Genomic DNA, 15004 nt, shown 5'->3' on the forward strand with positions numbered 1-15004 from the left:
GTTATGAAACTGTTAACCTGCAGGTGCTGTTTTTTTCGCCACGCCATTTCCGTGGCGTGTTTGCTTGTTTAAATGTCAAAGAGGAACACCGATGAAACTATTGCCTTTGTTGGCAGCATTACCCCTGCTTTGCGCCAGCGTTGTTTCCGCCAGTTCACTGATGTCAGTTGGCTACTTCAATGGTGGCGGCGACGTCACTGCCGGTCCTGGTGGTGACATCAATAAACTGGATGTTCGTCAGATAACCCATCTCAACTATTCGTTTGGCCTTGTCTACAACAACGAAAAAGACGAGACCAATGACGCCTTAAAAGACACCAGTAAGCTGCATCAGATTTGGCTTTCACCGAAAGTGCAGGATGATTTACTGAAAATTCCACAGCTGCGTAAACAGAATCCGAACCTGAAAGTATTGCTTTCCGTCGGTGGTTGGGGGGCACGTGGATTCTCAGGCGCGGCGGCAACGAAAGAATCGCGCGCGGTGTTTATTCAGTCTGCTCAGGAGATAATTGCGAAATATGGCCTTGATGGCATCGACCTCGACTGGGAATACCCGGTCAACGGCGCCTGGGGACTGGTCGAAAGTCAACCGGCCGACCGAGCTAACTTTACCGCACTGTTAAAAGAGCTCCGCGCCGCATTGGGGCATAAAAAACTACTGACTATCGCCGTGGGCGCAAATGCGGAAAGCCCGAAAAGCTGGGTGGATGTGAAAGCCATTGCGCCATCGCTCGACTACATAAACCTGATGACCTATGACATGGCTTACGGTACGCAGTATTTCAACTCGAACCTGTACGATTCGACACAATGGCCGACAGTCGCCGCGGCGGATAAGTACAGCGCTGATTTTGTGGTCAACAACTATCTTGCTGCCGGTCTAAAAGCGAGTCAGATGAACCTGGGCATTGGTTTTTATGGTCGCGTACCGAAACGCGCTGTTGAGCCAGGCATTGACTGGAGCAAACCTGACGCACAGAAAAACCCTGTTACCCAGCCCTATTTCGGGCCCGCGCAAATTGAATTGTTCAAATCACTGGGCGTCGATCTGAGCAAAGATACCTATGTGAAGTACAACGACATTGTGGCGAAATTGATCAACGATCCGCAAAAGCGCTTTAGCCAGCATTGGGATGATGAAGCAAAAGTGCCGTGGCTGTCAGTGCAGTCTGTGGAGGGAAAAGCGCTCTTTGCCCTCTCTTATGAAAACCCGCGCTCGGTAGCGATCAAGGCTGACTACATCAAGAGCAAGGGGCTGGGAGGCGCCATGTTCTGGGAATACGGTGCGGATGACCAAAACCAGTTGGCGAAGCAGTTAGCCGATTCGTTAGGCATCAAACACTGATCCCAACGCCTGACACAATAGGTTATGATTATCGCATTCTGCTGCGCCAGCTTTTGGCGCAGCTTTTCATTTTCTACTGGAGGCATGAGCTTTATGGCTTTTATCCCTAAAAATTACGCCCGTCTGGAAGTCGGTTACCGGGAAAAGGCGCTTAAACTCTTCCCCTGGGTCTGCGGACGTTGTTCCCGTGAGTTCGTGTACTCAAATTTGCGCGAATTGACGGTACACCATATCGATCACGATCACTCCAATAACCCGGAAGATGGTAGCAACTGGGAAATGTTGTGCCTGTACTGCCACGATCACGAACATTCCAAATATACGGAAGCGGACCAGTATGGTTCAACGGTGGTTGCAGGCGAAGATGCGCAGAAAGCGGTGGGCGAAGCGAAATATAATCCGTTCGCCGATCTGAAGGCGATGATGAACAAGAAATAACTTCAACTGCGGGCCCGACATAGATGTTTGCCGGGCCTGAGTAATCAGGATTTAAACGTCGCAATGGGTTCGGGCGTAATACCAAACTCCACTTTCAACTGCTGCTTACTCTTCATCACCATCTCACCGTTGGTATCAATCGTCATATGCTGCGCGTCAATATTGTTTCGCGCCTGCCACAGCATCACCAGCTGTAAGCAGTTCTCTTTTTGTTCTGCCGTTAGCGCCACGCCATCCGGCCATTTTCCGAGTTCAACGGCAGTTGATAAGCGCTGATAAACTTCCGGCGTCATGCTGTTGATCATCTCATCAAGATTCATGTTAAATCCACTCTCCGTAGAATAATTTGCTGAATCGTTTCTTCAGCCTTTGGTCTGCTCACCGTTTTCACCATCGGTGAAGTTCAAAGAGGCTGAGTTAACGCAGTAACGTTCACCGGTAGGTTGCGGACCATCCGGGAAGACATGCCCCAGGTGCGCATCACAGTTACCACAGCGGATTTCAATGCGCTGCATACCGTGTGAAGTATCTTTAATGTAACGGATAGCCTCTGCGCTGACAGGCTCGTAAAAGCTGGGCCAGCCGCAGCCAGAGTCATATTTTGTCTCGGAACGAAATAGCGGTTTGTCGCAGACCAAACAGTGGTAGATGCCGTCACGCTTGTTGTGCAGCAAACGCCCGGTAAATGGTGGTTCTGTCCCGTGATTCTGCGTCACGTAGAACTGCATTTCGGTTAAATTTTTTTTTAGTTCTTCTGGAGAAGGTTGATTAGCCATTTGCTCACATCTCGCTTTATCTAAACTCACATCGCGAGACAGATTCTAACAAAACATTAACACCAGAGTGCGAACTTTTGTTCTAAACTTGATCCGTGCGAAATGGCAGCCTGCAATTCGTGATCACAATCACGTTTTTATCTTGATTGCCCTTTAAAATTCGGGCCGCCGACCCCATGTGGTTTCAAGCCCAAAGGAAGAGTGAGGCGAGTCAGTTGCGCAAAGCTTAAGCAGCAGATTGATTTGTCGCAATGATTGACACGATTCCGCTTGACGCTGCGTAAGGTTTTTGTAATTTTACAGGCAACCTTTTATTCACTAACAAATAGCTGGTGGAATATATGACTATCAAAGTAGGTATCAACGGTTTTGGCCGTATCGGTCGCATTGTTTTCCGTGCTGCTCAAGCACGCTCTGACATCGAGATCGTTGCAATCAACGACCTGTTAGACGCTGACTACATGGCTTACATGCTGAAATATGACTCCACTCACGGCCGTTTCAACGGTACCGTTGAAGTGAAAGACGGTCATCTGATCGTGAACGGTAAAAAAATCCGTGTTACCGCTGAACGTGATCCGGCTAACCTGAAATGGGACGAAGTTGGTGTTGACGTAGTAGCTGAAGCTACTGGCCTGTTCCTGACAGATGAAACCGCTCGTAAGCACATCACTGCTGGCGCGAAAAAAGTGGTTCTGACTGGTCCGTCCAAAGATAACACTCCGATGTTTGTTAAAGGCGCTAACTTTGACAAATACGAAGGTCAGGACATCGTTTCTAACGCTTCCTGCACCACTAACTGCCTGGCTCCGCTGGCTAAAGTTATCAACGACAACTTCGGCATCATCGAAGGTCTGATGACTACTGTTCACGCGACCACCGCTACTCAGAAAACCGTTGATGGCCCGTCTCACAAAGACTGGCGCGGCGGCCGCGGCGCATCCCAGAACATCATCCCGTCCTCTACCGGTGCTGCTAAAGCTGTAGGTAAAGTACTGCCAGAACTGAACGGCAAACTGACTGGTATGGCGTTCCGCGTTCCTACCCCGAACGTATCTGTTGTTGACCTGACCGTTCGTCTGGAAAAAGCTGCTTCTTACGAAGAAATTAAGAAAGCAATCAAAGCTGCTTCCGAAGGCCCGATGAAAGGCGTTCTGGGTTACACCGAAGACGACGTAGTATCTACCGATTTCAACGGTGAAGTTTGCACTTCCGTGTTCGATGCTAAAGCTGGTATCGCACTGAACGACAACTTCGTGAAACTGGTATCCTGGTACGACAACGAAACCGGCTACTCCAACAAAGTTCTGGACCTGATTGCTCACATCTCCAAATAAGTTGAGATGAAACAGTAATCTGTAAGAGCGACTCAGGTCGCTCTTTTTTTTGCCTGAAGATACCCGTCATACTTCAAGTTACCGGTGTGTTGGCAATGCTCTCTCACCCGAATCACTTACTTCTGTAAGCTCATCGGGATCGTTCACTTGCCGCCGTCCTGCAACTCGAATTATTTAGGGTAAAAAAAGGATTGCATAATGATTAATAAAATTTTTGCACTTCCGGTAATCGAACAAATTACCCCGGTCCTCTCCCGCCGCCAGCTTGATGAACTTGAGATTCTTGTGGTCGATCATCCACAGGTTAAAGCATCTTTCGCACTGCAGGGCGCACATCTTCTTTCCTGGAAACCCAACGGCGAAGAGGAAGTCCTGTGGCTAAGTAACAATACCCCGTTTAAAGCCGGCGTAGCGCTGCGTGGCGGCGTACCAATTTGCTGGCCGTGGTTTGGTCCGGCTGCTCAGCAGGGCCTGCCTTCTCATGGTTTTGCCCGCAACCTGCCATGGACGCTGAAAGCGCACAATGAAGACGACAATGGCGTGGTGCTGACGTTTGAATTGCAAAGCAACGCTGAAACGCGTCAGCTATGGCCGCACGAGTTCTGCCTGCTGGCCCGTTTCAAAGTAGGTGCCACCTGTGAAATGGAACTGGAAGCCCACGGTGAATTTGAAACCACCTCTGCGCTGCATACCTATTTCAACGTCGGTGACATTGCGGCAGTAAAAGTCAGTGGACTTGGCGATCGCCTGATCGACAAAGTGAATGATGCTAAAGAAGATGTGCTGGCTGATGGTATCCAGACCTTCCCGGACCGCACCGATCGTGTCTATCTGAATCCGCAAGCGTGCAGCGTTATCCATGATGATGCGCTCAACCGCAATATCGACGTCGTCCATCACCACCATCTGAATGTCGTGGGCTGGAACCCGGGTCCGGCGCTGTCCGTTAGCATGGGCGACATGCCGGATGATGGCTATAAAACGTTTGTTTGCGTAGAGACGGCTTACGCGACCGCGCCGCAGAAAACCCGCGAAGAAAAACCATCACGCCTGGCACAAACTATCCGCGTTGCTAAACGCTAAAATTGTGTCTGTAGCCTGACGGAGCTTGCGCCTTATCCGGCCTACCAAACATTGCGTAGGCCGGATAAGAAGCGTGAGCATCGCCATTCGGCAAATCAGGCCATATCCAGCGCCGTTTTACCCTTTGGCGCTGGATATGCCTTATCTAACTGCTTCAGCTCATCAACAGAGAGCGTTATCTCCAGCGCGGCGGCATTTTGTTCGACATGCGCTACGCTTGCCGCTTTTGGAATCGCCATCACGCCCGGCAGACGGATCACCCATGCCAGCAAAATCTGCGCAGCACTAACATTGTGCGCGTGCGCGATGTCGTTCACCACAGAGTGAGAAAGCAAGTCACCGCGCAATCGCCCCGCCTGAGCCAACGGACTGTAAGCCATGACCGGCATCTGCTGCTGCTGGCACCACGGCAGTAAATCATATTCAATACCGCGCGATGCTAAATGATAAAGCACCTGGTTAGTGGCACATTCCCGCCCACCTGTGACTTGCCATAACGCCTGCATGTCATCGTAATCGAGATTAGAGACGCCCCAGCGGCGGATTTTCCCCTGCGCAATGAGTGCTTCCATGGCATCAACGGTCTCAGCAAATGAAAAACTGCCCGTCCAGTGGAGCAAATAGAGATCCAGATAATCGGTTTTTAGTCGACGCAGGCTCGCTTCACAGGCGGCAATGGCTTTCTGACCACCGGCATTCCAGGGGTATACTTTCGAGACTAAAAAAGCGCTATCACGACGCCCGGTTAATGCTTCACCCACTACCTCTTCCGCTGCACCATCTGCATACATTTCGGCGGTATCGATCAGCCGCAGACCGAGATCCAGACCAGCCCGCAGCGCTGAAACCTCTTCCCGACGTCGGCCAGGATCCTCGCCCATGTACCATGTTCCCTGCCCAATAGCAGGCAGCGATACCTGCTTTGTAAACATCACCTGTTTCGCTGTCATCGCACCCTCCTGTGTTAATGCACCACAGTAAAGCAAAACAACTGGCATGTGTCCTGTTAGGGTGCACAAATTGCACCCTCTAAGATTGGAAGTTGACCGCTATGGCAACGGCAATAAAAAACCCGGCAACAAACAATGCTCCCGGGCCGAATGACAGAAAATCTTAACTGCACTGCGGTTATTTTAAGCGACCTAAATATTTCCCCTCTTTCATCGCGTTAATTTTCCCGTTTTTATAGACAATGACGGAAATCAAGCCCGCGCTATAAGACTGAGCGTCTGCATTGTTCTCATCATTTGCCGCAGCTTTGCCATTAATATAAGCAATACCATCAGCGCCACGTTTAAAGTCTACGCCCAGTTTATTCACATGCACGGGTGTGATTTTACTGGCGTGCACCGGAGCATTAGCATCGCTGACCATCGTTTTATGTTCATGCTGTAACTGCTGACGGTAAGCCTCGCTGATGGCATAGGCTGGTGCAGCAGCAGATGTTGCGACCAGTGCAGCGATAATTATTAATTTCTTCATAAGTTACACCTTAATAATTATTGTGTTTGTGGTGATGACTGGAATTAGTATCATTTGAGTTATATACGTTTTGCGCGTTCTCCATAGCTTGTTTTTCAGCTACGGCATTGATTGTCGCCTGACGGTTTTGCTCAGCGATATAGCAGGCATCGCGGCTCACGCCCTTGCTTTCGCAAGCACTCATGCGTGAAGCCTCGGTGGAACATCCCGTCAGAATCCCACCCATCACTGCTATCATGATTAACTTTTTCATTATCTCTACCAGGTTTATTCGCAAGAAAACCACATGACATTTAATATCTGAGCCATGCAGCGTTACTGTCTTTACTTATTAAGTTGGAGTAATATCTGCAATCGTTTATTTAATGTCAATTTTAATTTTTTCAGATAAATACCTAAAAGATGTAAAATAAAAATTAACTTAATGAGTTTCTTTTTTTCAAATGAAAGTTAACTTTCATCGTTACATAAAAAATAATAAAATAGTTATCTTGCTATTTTTAGTGGCGAGAGTTTCACGATGAAGTTATACCGTGATTATAAAATAGAATATTATCAATATATTGCATAACCAGAAATCACTCTCCCAGAACAATGATTCGTGAAACTGTACAGATACTCTTCCATTCACAAACGAATAGATTTCAGTCTCATCAAACAACAGGTTTAATTTTGGTAATTGCGGCAGGAAAAATACGTTAACTATTTGTTTCGGCCGATGTAATGCCAAAACAGCACAAAAAATCAAATCACATGTTTTGGATCAATATTCATCTCTGATATGCACAAAAAAGCCCGCATCTCTGCGGGCTAGTGTTTGACACGCAGTGGCATCAGAACTTGTAGGTAACACCCGTTGAAATCAGACCCGTCCAGGATTTATCCACCATCGGGCTGTCTGTCACTTCATCAGACAGGCGGGTATAACGCGCAGTACCGTATACGCTCCAGTTGCCCAGGAAGTTATAGTTTGCGCTGAGCTCCAGATACGGGTTCCAGGAGCTTTCAGGATCGTAGCTACGCAAGCCGCTACGGGCAGATTCATGGCGTGAAACACCATAATAGTATTCATTCTGGTTTTCACTGTTCCACTCGACACCAATCCCCGGAGTCAACGTCAGACCGCCATTGGTATAGCGGTATAACCACGCCAGATCCCATACAATACCATTGCTGTTATCCAGCGTGTCCCCTGCAAGGCTGGTACGCAGGAAACCGTATTGCGTGTTGTGAATGTAAGAAAGGCCAGCCATCATGGTGCTCTTACGTTTATCCAGACTACGCAGACGGTTGTCGTCGCTGTCACCCGGTTTGAAGTACATTGGCGACCAATAGGCCATCACCGACAGCTTATCGATATCGTCATTCCACAGGTAGTAACCACCGCCCAGACCACGGAACCAGAAGTTATCGCTTTCATAACTCACAACCGGGACCGGGTAAACGTCACTGTCGTAATCTTTGTAAGGGTGCTCAACCACACCAACGCCTGCGCCCAGCGTCAGGTTGCTCTCTGCCTGTGCGACGTTAGCGGAAGTGGCAATAAGCACGCTAAGTGCCAGAAGTTTGAGTTTGGTCACAGTCAATAATTCCTTATTTAAATGTGTAGCGGTCAAAGTTTAACCGTTAATACGCTTCAGCCCAACTATTTTACGGATTCACCCCAGAATGTAACCCCCTAATTTCTCAGCGAGTGATGACATTTTGCTTGCAGGACAGTGAACACTGCATGAATCCTGCCCCATTTATTTACAAAAGATGTGCTTTTTTTGCGGATGAGTTATTGATATGCCATTGAAATTCATTTGCGCACACAGGCAAGTTTTGCAAATGCCATCTACGCTTAATTTTAGAAGGTGTATCACCGAATACGTTGATCTCCTGACCACCACAATGGCATGAGAGTTGCTTATTTCTTCAGCAGCGACGTCGTTCAGTTTACCTCTTCAGGGGCCTCTACTATTCATATGAACGGCTCTTAACATGTGCTAAAAAAACGAAAGGACGGCATACCATGAATATATTCGATCACTATCGCCAGCGTTATGAAGCTGCCAAGGACGAAGAGTTCACGCTGCAGGAGTTTCTTACCACTTGTCGGCAAGATCGCAGCGCTTATGCCAATGCGGCAGAGCGGCTATTAATGGCTATTGGTGAGCCTGTCATGGTCGACACTGCCCACGAACCTCGTCTTTCTCGACTCTTTTCGAATCGGGTGATTGCACGATACCCCGCTTTTGAAGAGTTTTATGGCATGGAAGAGGCCATTGAGCAGATTGTTTCTTATTTGAAGCATGCGGCTCAGGGTCTGGAAGAGAAGAAGCAGATTCTGTATCTGCTGGGGCCTGTGGGAGGGGGGAAATCATCTCTTGCTGAGCGGCTGAAGTCGCTGATGCAGCGAGTACCGATTTATGTCCTGAGCGCCAACGGCGAGCGTAGCCCGGTAAACGATCATCCGTTATGCCTGTTTAACCCACAGGAAGACGCGCAGATCCTGGAGAAAGAGTATGGGATCCCGCGTCGTTATCTCGGTACGATCATGTCGCCCTGGGCTGCAAAACGTCTGCATGATTTTGGCGGGGACATTACAAAATTCCGCGTTGTCAAAGTCTGGCCGTCTATTCTGGAGCAGATCGCTATCGCCAAAACGGAGCCTGGTGATGAAAACAACCAGGATATCTCTGCGCTGGTCGGGAAAGTGGATATTCGTAAACTCGAACACCACGCCCAGAACGATCCTGATGCCTACGGTTATTCGGGCGCACTGTGCCGCTCAAACCAGGGGATAATGGAGTTCGTTGAGATGTTTAAAGCACCGATTAAAGTGCTGCATCCTTTGCTGACCGCAACCCAGGAAGGAAACTACAACGGGACAGAAGGTATCTCTGCCCTGCCGTTTAACGGAATTATTCTTGCCCACTCGAACGAGTCCGAATGGGTGACGTTCCGTAATAATAAAAACAATGAGGCGTTCCTTGACCGTGTTTACATCGTCAAAGTGCCTTATTGCCTGCGGATCTCCGAAGAGATCAAAATTTACGAAAAACTGCTTAACCACAGTGAGCTGACCCATGCGCCTTGCGCACCGGGCACGCTGGAAACGCTCTCTCGCTTTACCATTCTTTCTCGCCTGAAAGAGCCTGAGAACTCGAGCATTTACTCGAAGATGCGCGTTTACGATGGGGAAAGCCTGAAAGATACCGATCCAAAAGCGAAGTCCTATCAAGAGTATCGGGATTACGCCGGGGTCGATGAGGGAATGAACGGTCTTTCCACGCGTTTCGCGTTTAAGATCCTCTCACGCGTCTTTAACTTTGACCACGCCGAAGTGGCAGCTAACCCGGTGCATCTGTTCTACGTACTGGAGCAGCAAATCGAGCGCGAACAGTTCCCGCAGGATCTGGCAGAACGTTATCTTGAGTTCCTGAAAGGCTATCTGATCCCGAAATATGCTGAGTTCATTGGCAAAGAGATCCAGACGGCTTATCTCGAATCCTATTCCGAATATGGACAAAACATTTTCGACCGTTATGTCACTTATGCGGATTTCTGGATTCAGGATCAGGAGTATCGCGACCCGGATACCGGTCAGCTGTTTGACCGCGAGTCGTTGAACTCAGAACTGGAGAAAATTGAGAAACCGGCGGGTATCAGTAACCCCAAAGATTTCCGTAACGAGATCGTCAACTTTGTTCTGCGTGCCAGAGCGAATAACAGCGGTCGCAATCCAAACTGGACCAGTTACGAAAAACTGCGCACGGTCATTGAGAAGAAAATGTTCTCCAATACCGAGGAGCTGCTGCCGGTCATTTCGTTCAACGCAAAAACCTCAACTGACGAGCAGAAAAAACACGACGATTTTGTCGACCGGATGATGGAAAAAGGCTACACGCGTAAACAGGTGCGTTTACTGTGCGAATGGTATTTGCGCGTACGTAAATCGTCTTAAAAAAAGTGCCCGGAGGCGCGTACGCTTGCCGGGCCTACAATACACATCCGTAGGCCGGATATGCTCAGCGCATCCGGCGTTACTGATGTAGCATAAAGTTGGCAAATGCAGTACGGGGGGCTTATGACCTGGTTTATTGACCGGCGTCTTAACGGCAAAAACAAGAGCACGGTAAACCGCCAGCGCTTCTTACGCCGTTATAAATCGCAAATTAAACAGTCGATCTCCGAGGCCATTAACAAGCGTTCGGTGACTGATGTGGATAGCGGCGAATCTGTCTCTATTCCGACTGATGATATTAGCGAACCGATGTTCCATCAGGGGCGTGGCGGCTTGCGCCATCGCGTGCATCCGGGTAACGACCATTTTGTGCAGAACGACCGCATTGAACGCCCGCAGGGCGGCGGCGGTGGTTCAGGAAGCGGACAAGGCCAGGCCAGCCAGGATGGCGAGGGTCAGGATGAGTTCGTCTTCCAGATCTCTAAAGATGAATATCTCGATCTGTTGTTCGAAGATTTAGCACTTCCTAACCTGAAGCAGAATCAGCAGCGTCAGTTAACGGAGTACAAAACGCACCGGGCAGGTTTCACCTCTAACGGCGTGCCTGCCAACATTAGCGTGGTGCGCTCCCTGCAAAACTCACTGGCGCGCCGCACAGCGATGACGGCTGGTAAGCGTCGCGAACTGCATGCGCTCGAAGCGGATCTGGAAACCATCGCGAAAAGTGAACCAGCGCAGTTGCTGGAAGAGGAACGGTTACGCAAAGAGATTGCCGAACTACGGGCAAAAATCGAACGCGTGCCGTTTATCGACACCTTTGATTTACGCTACAAGAATTATGAAAAACGGCCCGATCCTTCCAGCCAGGCAGTGATGTTCTGTCTGATGGACGTCTCCGGTTCAATGGATCAGTCGACCAAAGATATGGCCAAGCGTTTTTATATCTTGCTGTATCTGTTCTTGAGTCGGACCTACAAAAACGTGGAAGTGGTTTATATTCGCCACCATACCCAGGCGAAAGAGGTGGATGAGCACGAGTTCTTCTACTCTCAGGAAACCGGGGGAACCATTGTCTCCAGCGCGCTGAAGTTAATGGATGAAGTGGTAAAAGACCGTTACGACCCAGCCCAGTGGAACATCTATGCCGCACAGGCCTCGGACGGTGATAACTGGGCGGATGATTCCCCGTTGTGTCATGAGATTCTGGCGAAAAAACTGCTGCCGATGGTGCGATATTATAGCTATATCGAAATCACCCGCCGCGCGCACCAGACCTTGTGGCGTGAATACGAACATCTGCAATCAACGTTTGAAAACTTTGCGATGCAGCATATCCGCGACCAGGATGATATTTATCCGGTATTCCGTGAGCTTTTTCACAAACAGGGCGCGTCAGTGAAAGATTAACTGAATCAGCACCATCCTGATAAACGACAATCCCAGCAGACGCTGGGATTGTCAGAATTCACTCAGGGAACTTCAAAGGTTACGGTAGCTGTCGCGCTAAAATCGCCACCACCAGATGGCTTGGTATCTGTCGTCATCGTCGGGTAGGCATAAAACGTCGCCATTGCCTTATTGCCAATGACCTCTGCTCCTTGCAAATTATCACCACCTAGCTTAACAGGCGTATTTCCTGAAGAATCGCTGGTGATTTTCACCCCCACCCCATCAATGGTGTTCCCATTGCTGGGTTTCGCGACCAGCACGCCATCCAGCCCTGAACCACTGCTGGCTGAGGTCGGTGAAATTGACCATTTCATCGCACCGTAGGTATCGCCAATGTCTCGTTTACAGGAAAATGTCAGGACTGTGGGTTTTGGCGTATACCCCGATGGTTTTCCCCCTTTCGTCGTAAACGTCGAACTGACGATGTTACCCAGAGGCACTTCCAGAACGACGGGACCATTACTAATTTGGCAGGACTGATCCATCCTCAAAGTACCCGATAAAAAAAAGTGAAAATAGTCATAGCCTTGGCTACCAACAACACTTTTCGAATAATCGCGGGCAGCGTACCAGCTATCAGTTGAATATGCTGAATGGATCTTGCCCCTGGCAATCTCTATACCGGTGAACGTTATATCATTGGTCGGTATTTTAGGCATATAAAAATAGATCGTACCATTACGCCCGGAAACTGTACCATTTTGATTGATATCAATAGTAAGACTACAAGTATAAGGATCTTCTGTATTGTTGTACGTGTTTACGCAATCGGAGTAACTACTCATGGTCTGTATCTCCGTCACCGAGTTATTATGTTCCAGATAGGGTACAAAATAGTAACTCATGGCGTCTGCTGTATTGTCGTAGATACCTTGTCTAATAGCGACATAGAGAGGAATGTTACTCCCTACGTCTGTACTTACCTTATAATATTTAATACCGCCAAACGTTGTGGTACTGGACGTGTCTACTGCACTTGTGAAATCAACTTTAAAAACCTGAGGGCCGAAAATATTCAACGTATTAATTTTGTTCGGAAATCTCCAATTCATAGCACCTGAAGGGGAACTAAATTCTGTCTGCTCGGCCAGCGAGCCGACAGTGCCGGTAAAAAGCTTATCCACCTGCATGGTGTAGTTAACATTTGGCACTCCCCCATTTAGGGTTGCAGAGGCTGTTACCGCAGAGGCATTTTCTGAAACAATATATAAACAGACTGCGGGTATCAGTAAAGAATAGTGACAACTACGTAGTTTTGATCTAATCAACTTAATCATAAAATGCACTCACTAGCAATGTGGCTGTCACCTGCCCGGCGGTGATTGCGGTTCCCGCTTGCATATATCTGACATAATAATCACGCGGTGTCGCCAGCGGAGCCTGAGGGGTAATCGGGTACGTCAGAAGGCGACTCTGACCCGTATTATCTAACACGTTCTGATTATCCCGCTGGTCAAATACCGCAAAGCCCACGCCGTTATCAATACGTTGACCAGAACCGTCGACGGCCTGATTGGTAAATATGCCGGGCGCGGCTTTACCATTACTCGCCAACGCATCGAAGCTAATGCGAATGTTCGACGCGGTTATCGGAGACAATATACAGTTTTCAACTATCAACGAAAAATTTTTACTCAGGGAAGAGAGCCGTTGTTCTGAAAATTCCCCTACACCGATGGGTGATAAAAACAATACATCACTATTGAAACGGACATCGCAGGTTGTTTGAATTAGTTCACCGCCAAAATTTAAGCCATACCCACTACCGTCAGCAATAATACCGTCCGCCGCGACAGCATTCCCAGGCATAAAGTAAGGTGTCATCAGAAAGGCTAATGAAATAATTCCCTTTCTTTTCATTATCAACTCACTCACGGTAAACGCTCCAGAATATTCATATCAGATTAAAAAGCGCACGGCATACACGCTACCGCGCGCTTTTATCGGTATTACTCGTACGCAATATTTACATAAGCAGATGCGCTAAGATCTTTACCCGCACTGTTGGTATTGACAGCGGCAGAAGTGTTAAGCAGTGCGTTTTTAGTCACTACCATTTTGGCATACAGCGGTAATTTATAGGTTTCACCTGTCTTGGTCAGGTTGGCAAGCTCGAAAGATTCTGGTATGCCAGCTTTCATGCTAAGGGCTTCAAGATTCGATGTTGTTGTTTGATCTTTGAAAATGGCAAAACCAAGGCCAGATAATGCATTAGCATTAAGCGGATCCACGAAAGACGCCGCGGTACCGTTAAAACCATACCCTGAAAGTGCTGTACCGACAAAATCTAGTGAAACACGGGTAATACCGCCACCACAACCCGTCAATTGTATGGACACATCTTTTACCGGAGCTGCTGTAATAACAGTATTGTCTGCTTTGCCCACAATATCGGATGCGTTGATGTTACCAAAAGCAATATCTGTCCCCCCCGCCATACCGGTAAATGCAGCACTACAGGTTGGCTGGGTCAGCGTTCCTTTGAACGTTAAATCAACAGTTGCATCTGCTGCCAGAGCAGAAAGCGGTGCGCAAAACAGAACCGCAGAGATAATTTTTTTCATTGTAAGCGTCCCTTTCTTACTGATAAGTAATATTTACAACAGCGGTGGAGTTCAGAGAACCTGAAACCATGTTGCTATACGCTGCAACGGTCGGCACGATAGTGGACTTAATATAAACACTCCGTTGTGGCGCAAATTTATCTGTGCCAGTATTCACCGTTTGGTTATCTGCCTGCATCGGATAATAGGTCCCCGTTGAATCGTCTTTCACCTCGGTCTTGAACGCCACACCTGTCGCACCACCGGTGGCAGGGATAACCCATTTACCTTTATAGGCACCAGCGGCAATATCAGTAGTACTGGTGGAACTCAAAGAAAGGGTCATGTTGTTTACAGCGACACAGTTATTCAGTTTGAATGACTGCTCAATATTCCTTGTCCCGGCAAATGCCACAACAGGCGTCACCTCGCCAAAATCATATACCAGCCCTTCAGTCCCCGTACTCAGGGTACAGGTACCACGATTAATATGGGTGCTTGCCGTAAAGTCGACTCGTTCAGCCAGTGCGGAACCACTCAGCATCACTGCGCACAGCAAACCTGAAATAAGTGCGGCTTTCCTACCCGCCAAATGCTTATTC

General features: G+C 48.4%; 16 protein-coding genes. 6 read left to right on the plus strand and 10 right to left on the minus strand.

Features of this window, described 5'->3' with window-relative positions; genetic code table 11:
• Nucleotides 1-91: 91 nt before the first annotated feature.
• On the plus strand, nucleotides 92-1345 hold the full coding sequence (locus KQJ19_RS02655) for a glycoside hydrolase family 18 protein (protein WP_216403309.1): 1254 nt from the start codon (nucleotides 92-94) through the stop codon (nucleotides 1343-1345).
• Nucleotides 1346-1438: 93 nt separating this feature from the next.
• A complete protein-coding gene (gene yajD / locus KQJ19_RS02660) occupies nucleotides 1439-1783 on the plus strand; it encodes an HNH nuclease YajD (protein ID WP_003832478.1) in 345 nt (114 codons plus the stop codon).
• A gap of 44 nt (nucleotides 1784-1827) precedes the next feature.
• Here yajD and KQJ19_RS02665 read toward each other — a convergent pair whose 3' ends face one another.
• Together KQJ19_RS02665 and msrB are read right to left on the minus strand one after the other, a co-directional pair.
• The gene (locus KQJ19_RS02665) at nucleotides 1828-2103 is read right to left on the minus strand and encodes a YeaC family protein (RefSeq protein WP_016152817.1); all 276 of its coding nucleotides are present in this window, start codon (nucleotides 2101-2103) and stop codon (nucleotides 1828-1830) included.
• 42 nt (nucleotides 2104-2145) lie between these two features.
• A complete protein-coding gene (gene msrB, locus KQJ19_RS02670; RefSeq protein WP_016152816.1) occupies nucleotides 2146-2559 on the minus strand; it encodes a peptide-methionine (R)-S-oxide reductase MsrB in 414 nt (137 codons plus the stop codon).
• Between the two features lie 341 nt (nucleotides 2560-2900).
• On the opposite strand from msrB, the gene gapA reads away from it, so the two are divergent.
• Nucleotides 2901-3896: a glyceraldehyde-3-phosphate dehydrogenase gene (gene gapA / locus KQJ19_RS02675; protein ID WP_216403310.1), complete on the plus strand. Its 996-nt coding sequence runs from the start codon at nucleotides 2901-2903 to the stop codon at nucleotides 3894-3896.
• Between the two features lie 198 nt (nucleotides 3897-4094).
• Nucleotides 4095-4979 carry a D-hexose-6-phosphate mutarotase gene (locus KQJ19_RS02680; protein ID WP_080858692.1) on the plus strand — a complete coding sequence of 295 codons (885 nt, stop codon included), beginning with the start codon at nucleotides 4095-4097 and terminating at the stop codon, nucleotides 4977-4979.
• 95 nt (nucleotides 4980-5074) lie between these two features.
• On the opposite strand, the gene KQJ19_RS02685 is transcribed toward KQJ19_RS02680, so the two are convergent.
• From KQJ19_RS02685 to KQJ19_RS02700, 4 genes are all read right to left on the minus strand, one after another.
• Complete coding sequence (locus KQJ19_RS02685; protein WP_047498916.1) at nucleotides 5075-5929, minus strand: aldo/keto reductase; 855 nt, start codon at nucleotides 5927-5929, stop codon at nucleotides 5075-5077.
• A gap of 178 nt (nucleotides 5930-6107) precedes the next feature.
• On the minus strand, nucleotides 6108-6461 hold the full coding sequence (locus KQJ19_RS02690) for a hypothetical protein (RefSeq protein ID WP_016156306.1): 354 nt from the start codon (nucleotides 6459-6461) through the stop codon (nucleotides 6108-6110).
• Between the two features lie 10 nt (nucleotides 6462-6471).
• On the minus strand, nucleotides 6472-6714 hold the full coding sequence (locus KQJ19_RS02695; protein ID WP_019076610.1) for a hypothetical protein: 243 nt from the start codon (nucleotides 6712-6714) through the stop codon (nucleotides 6472-6474).
• Between the two features lie 580 nt (nucleotides 6715-7294).
• Nucleotides 7295-8041 carry a MipA/OmpV family protein gene (locus tag KQJ19_RS02700; protein ID WP_047498918.1) on the minus strand — a complete coding sequence of 249 codons (747 nt, stop codon included), beginning with the start codon at nucleotides 8039-8041 and terminating at the stop codon, nucleotides 7295-7297.
• Between the two features lie 434 nt (nucleotides 8042-8475).
• On the opposite strand from KQJ19_RS02700, the gene yeaG reads away from it, so the two are divergent.
• Nucleotides 8476-10410 (plus strand): protein kinase YeaG, encoded by a 1935-nt coding sequence (gene yeaG, locus KQJ19_RS02705; RefSeq protein WP_047498919.1) that lies wholly within the window; start codon nucleotides 8476-8478, stop codon nucleotides 10408-10410.
• Nucleotides 10411-10533: 123 nt separating this feature from the next.
• Nucleotides 10534-11817, plus strand: coding sequence for a YeaH/YhbH family protein (locus tag KQJ19_RS02710; protein ID WP_047498921.1), 1284 nt, complete (start codon nucleotides 10534-10536; stop codon nucleotides 11815-11817).
• Between the two features lie 62 nt (nucleotides 11818-11879).
• Here KQJ19_RS02710 and KQJ19_RS02715 read toward each other — a convergent pair whose 3' ends face one another.
• The 4 genes from KQJ19_RS02715 to KQJ19_RS02730 form a co-directional block, all read right to left on the minus strand.
• On the minus strand, nucleotides 11880-13136 hold the full coding sequence (locus KQJ19_RS02715) for a fimbrial protein (RefSeq protein WP_216403311.1): 1257 nt from the start codon (nucleotides 13134-13136) through the stop codon (nucleotides 11880-11882).
• Nucleotides 13129-13734 (minus strand): fimbrial protein, encoded by a 606-nt coding sequence (locus KQJ19_RS02720; protein ID WP_047498925.1) that lies wholly within the window; start codon nucleotides 13732-13734, stop codon nucleotides 13129-13131. The genes KQJ19_RS02715 and KQJ19_RS02720 overlap by 8 nt, the downstream gene beginning before the upstream one ends.
• A gap of 74 nt (nucleotides 13735-13808) precedes the next feature.
• Nucleotides 13809-14423: a type 1 fimbrial protein gene (locus KQJ19_RS02725; protein ID WP_200079653.1), complete on the minus strand. Its 615-nt coding sequence runs from the start codon at nucleotides 14421-14423 to the stop codon at nucleotides 13809-13811.
• A 16-nt stretch (nucleotides 14424-14439) separates the two neighbouring features.
• Nucleotides 14440-15004: hypothetical protein (locus KQJ19_RS02730; RefSeq protein ID WP_216403312.1), on the minus strand; the 565-nt coding region annotated here is incomplete at its 5' end.

Source organism: Citrobacter sp. S46_ASV_140 (genome assembly GCF_018919545.1).
Taxonomy (GTDB): domain Bacteria; phylum Pseudomonadota; class Gammaproteobacteria; order Enterobacterales; family Enterobacteriaceae; genus Citrobacter; species Citrobacter braakii.

Bases quoted from the DNA above. Each gene is read 5' to 3' on its own strand.
- KQJ19_RS02655 (WP_216403309.1), top strand. From the start codon at position 92: ATGAAACTATTGCCTTTGTTGGCAGCATTACCCCTGCTTTGCGCCAGC.
- yajD (WP_003832478.1), top strand. From the start codon at position 1,439: ATGGCTTTTATCCCTAAAAATTACGCCCGTCTGGAAGTCGGTTACCGG.
- KQJ19_RS02665 (WP_016152817.1), bottom strand. From the start codon at position 2,103: ATGAATCTTGATGAGATGATCAACAGCATGACGCCGGAAGTTTATCAG.
- msrB (WP_016152816.1), bottom strand. From the start codon at position 2,559: ATGGCTAATCAACCTTCTCCAGAAGAACTAAAAAAAAATTTAACCGAA.
- gapA (WP_216403310.1), top strand. From the start codon at position 2,901: ATGACTATCAAAGTAGGTATCAACGGTTTTGGCCGTATCGGTCGCATT.
- KQJ19_RS02680 (WP_080858692.1), top strand. From the start codon at position 4,095: ATGATTAATAAAATTTTTGCACTTCCGGTAATCGAACAAATTACCCCG.
- KQJ19_RS02685 (WP_047498916.1), bottom strand. From the start codon at position 5,929: ATGACAGCGAAACAGGTGATGTTTACAAAGCAGGTATCGCTGCCTGCT.
- KQJ19_RS02690 (WP_016156306.1), bottom strand. From the start codon at position 6,461: ATGAAGAAATTAATAATTATCGCTGCACTGGTCGCAACATCTGCTGCT.
- KQJ19_RS02695 (WP_019076610.1), bottom strand. From the start codon at position 6,714: ATGAAAAAGTTAATCATGATAGCAGTGATGGGTGGGATTCTGACGGGA.
- yeaG (WP_047498919.1), top strand. From the start codon at position 8,476: ATGAATATATTCGATCACTATCGCCAGCGTTATGAAGCTGCCAAGGAC.
- KQJ19_RS02710 (WP_047498921.1), top strand. From the start codon at position 10,534: ATGACCTGGTTTATTGACCGGCGTCTTAACGGCAAAAACAAGAGCACG.
- KQJ19_RS02715 (WP_216403311.1), bottom strand. From the start codon at position 13,136: ATGATTAAGTTGATTAGATCAAAACTACGTAGTTGTCACTATTCTTTA.
- KQJ19_RS02725 (WP_200079653.1), bottom strand. From the start codon at position 14,423: ATGAAAAAAATTATCTCTGCGGTTCTGTTTTGCGCACCGCTTTCTGCT.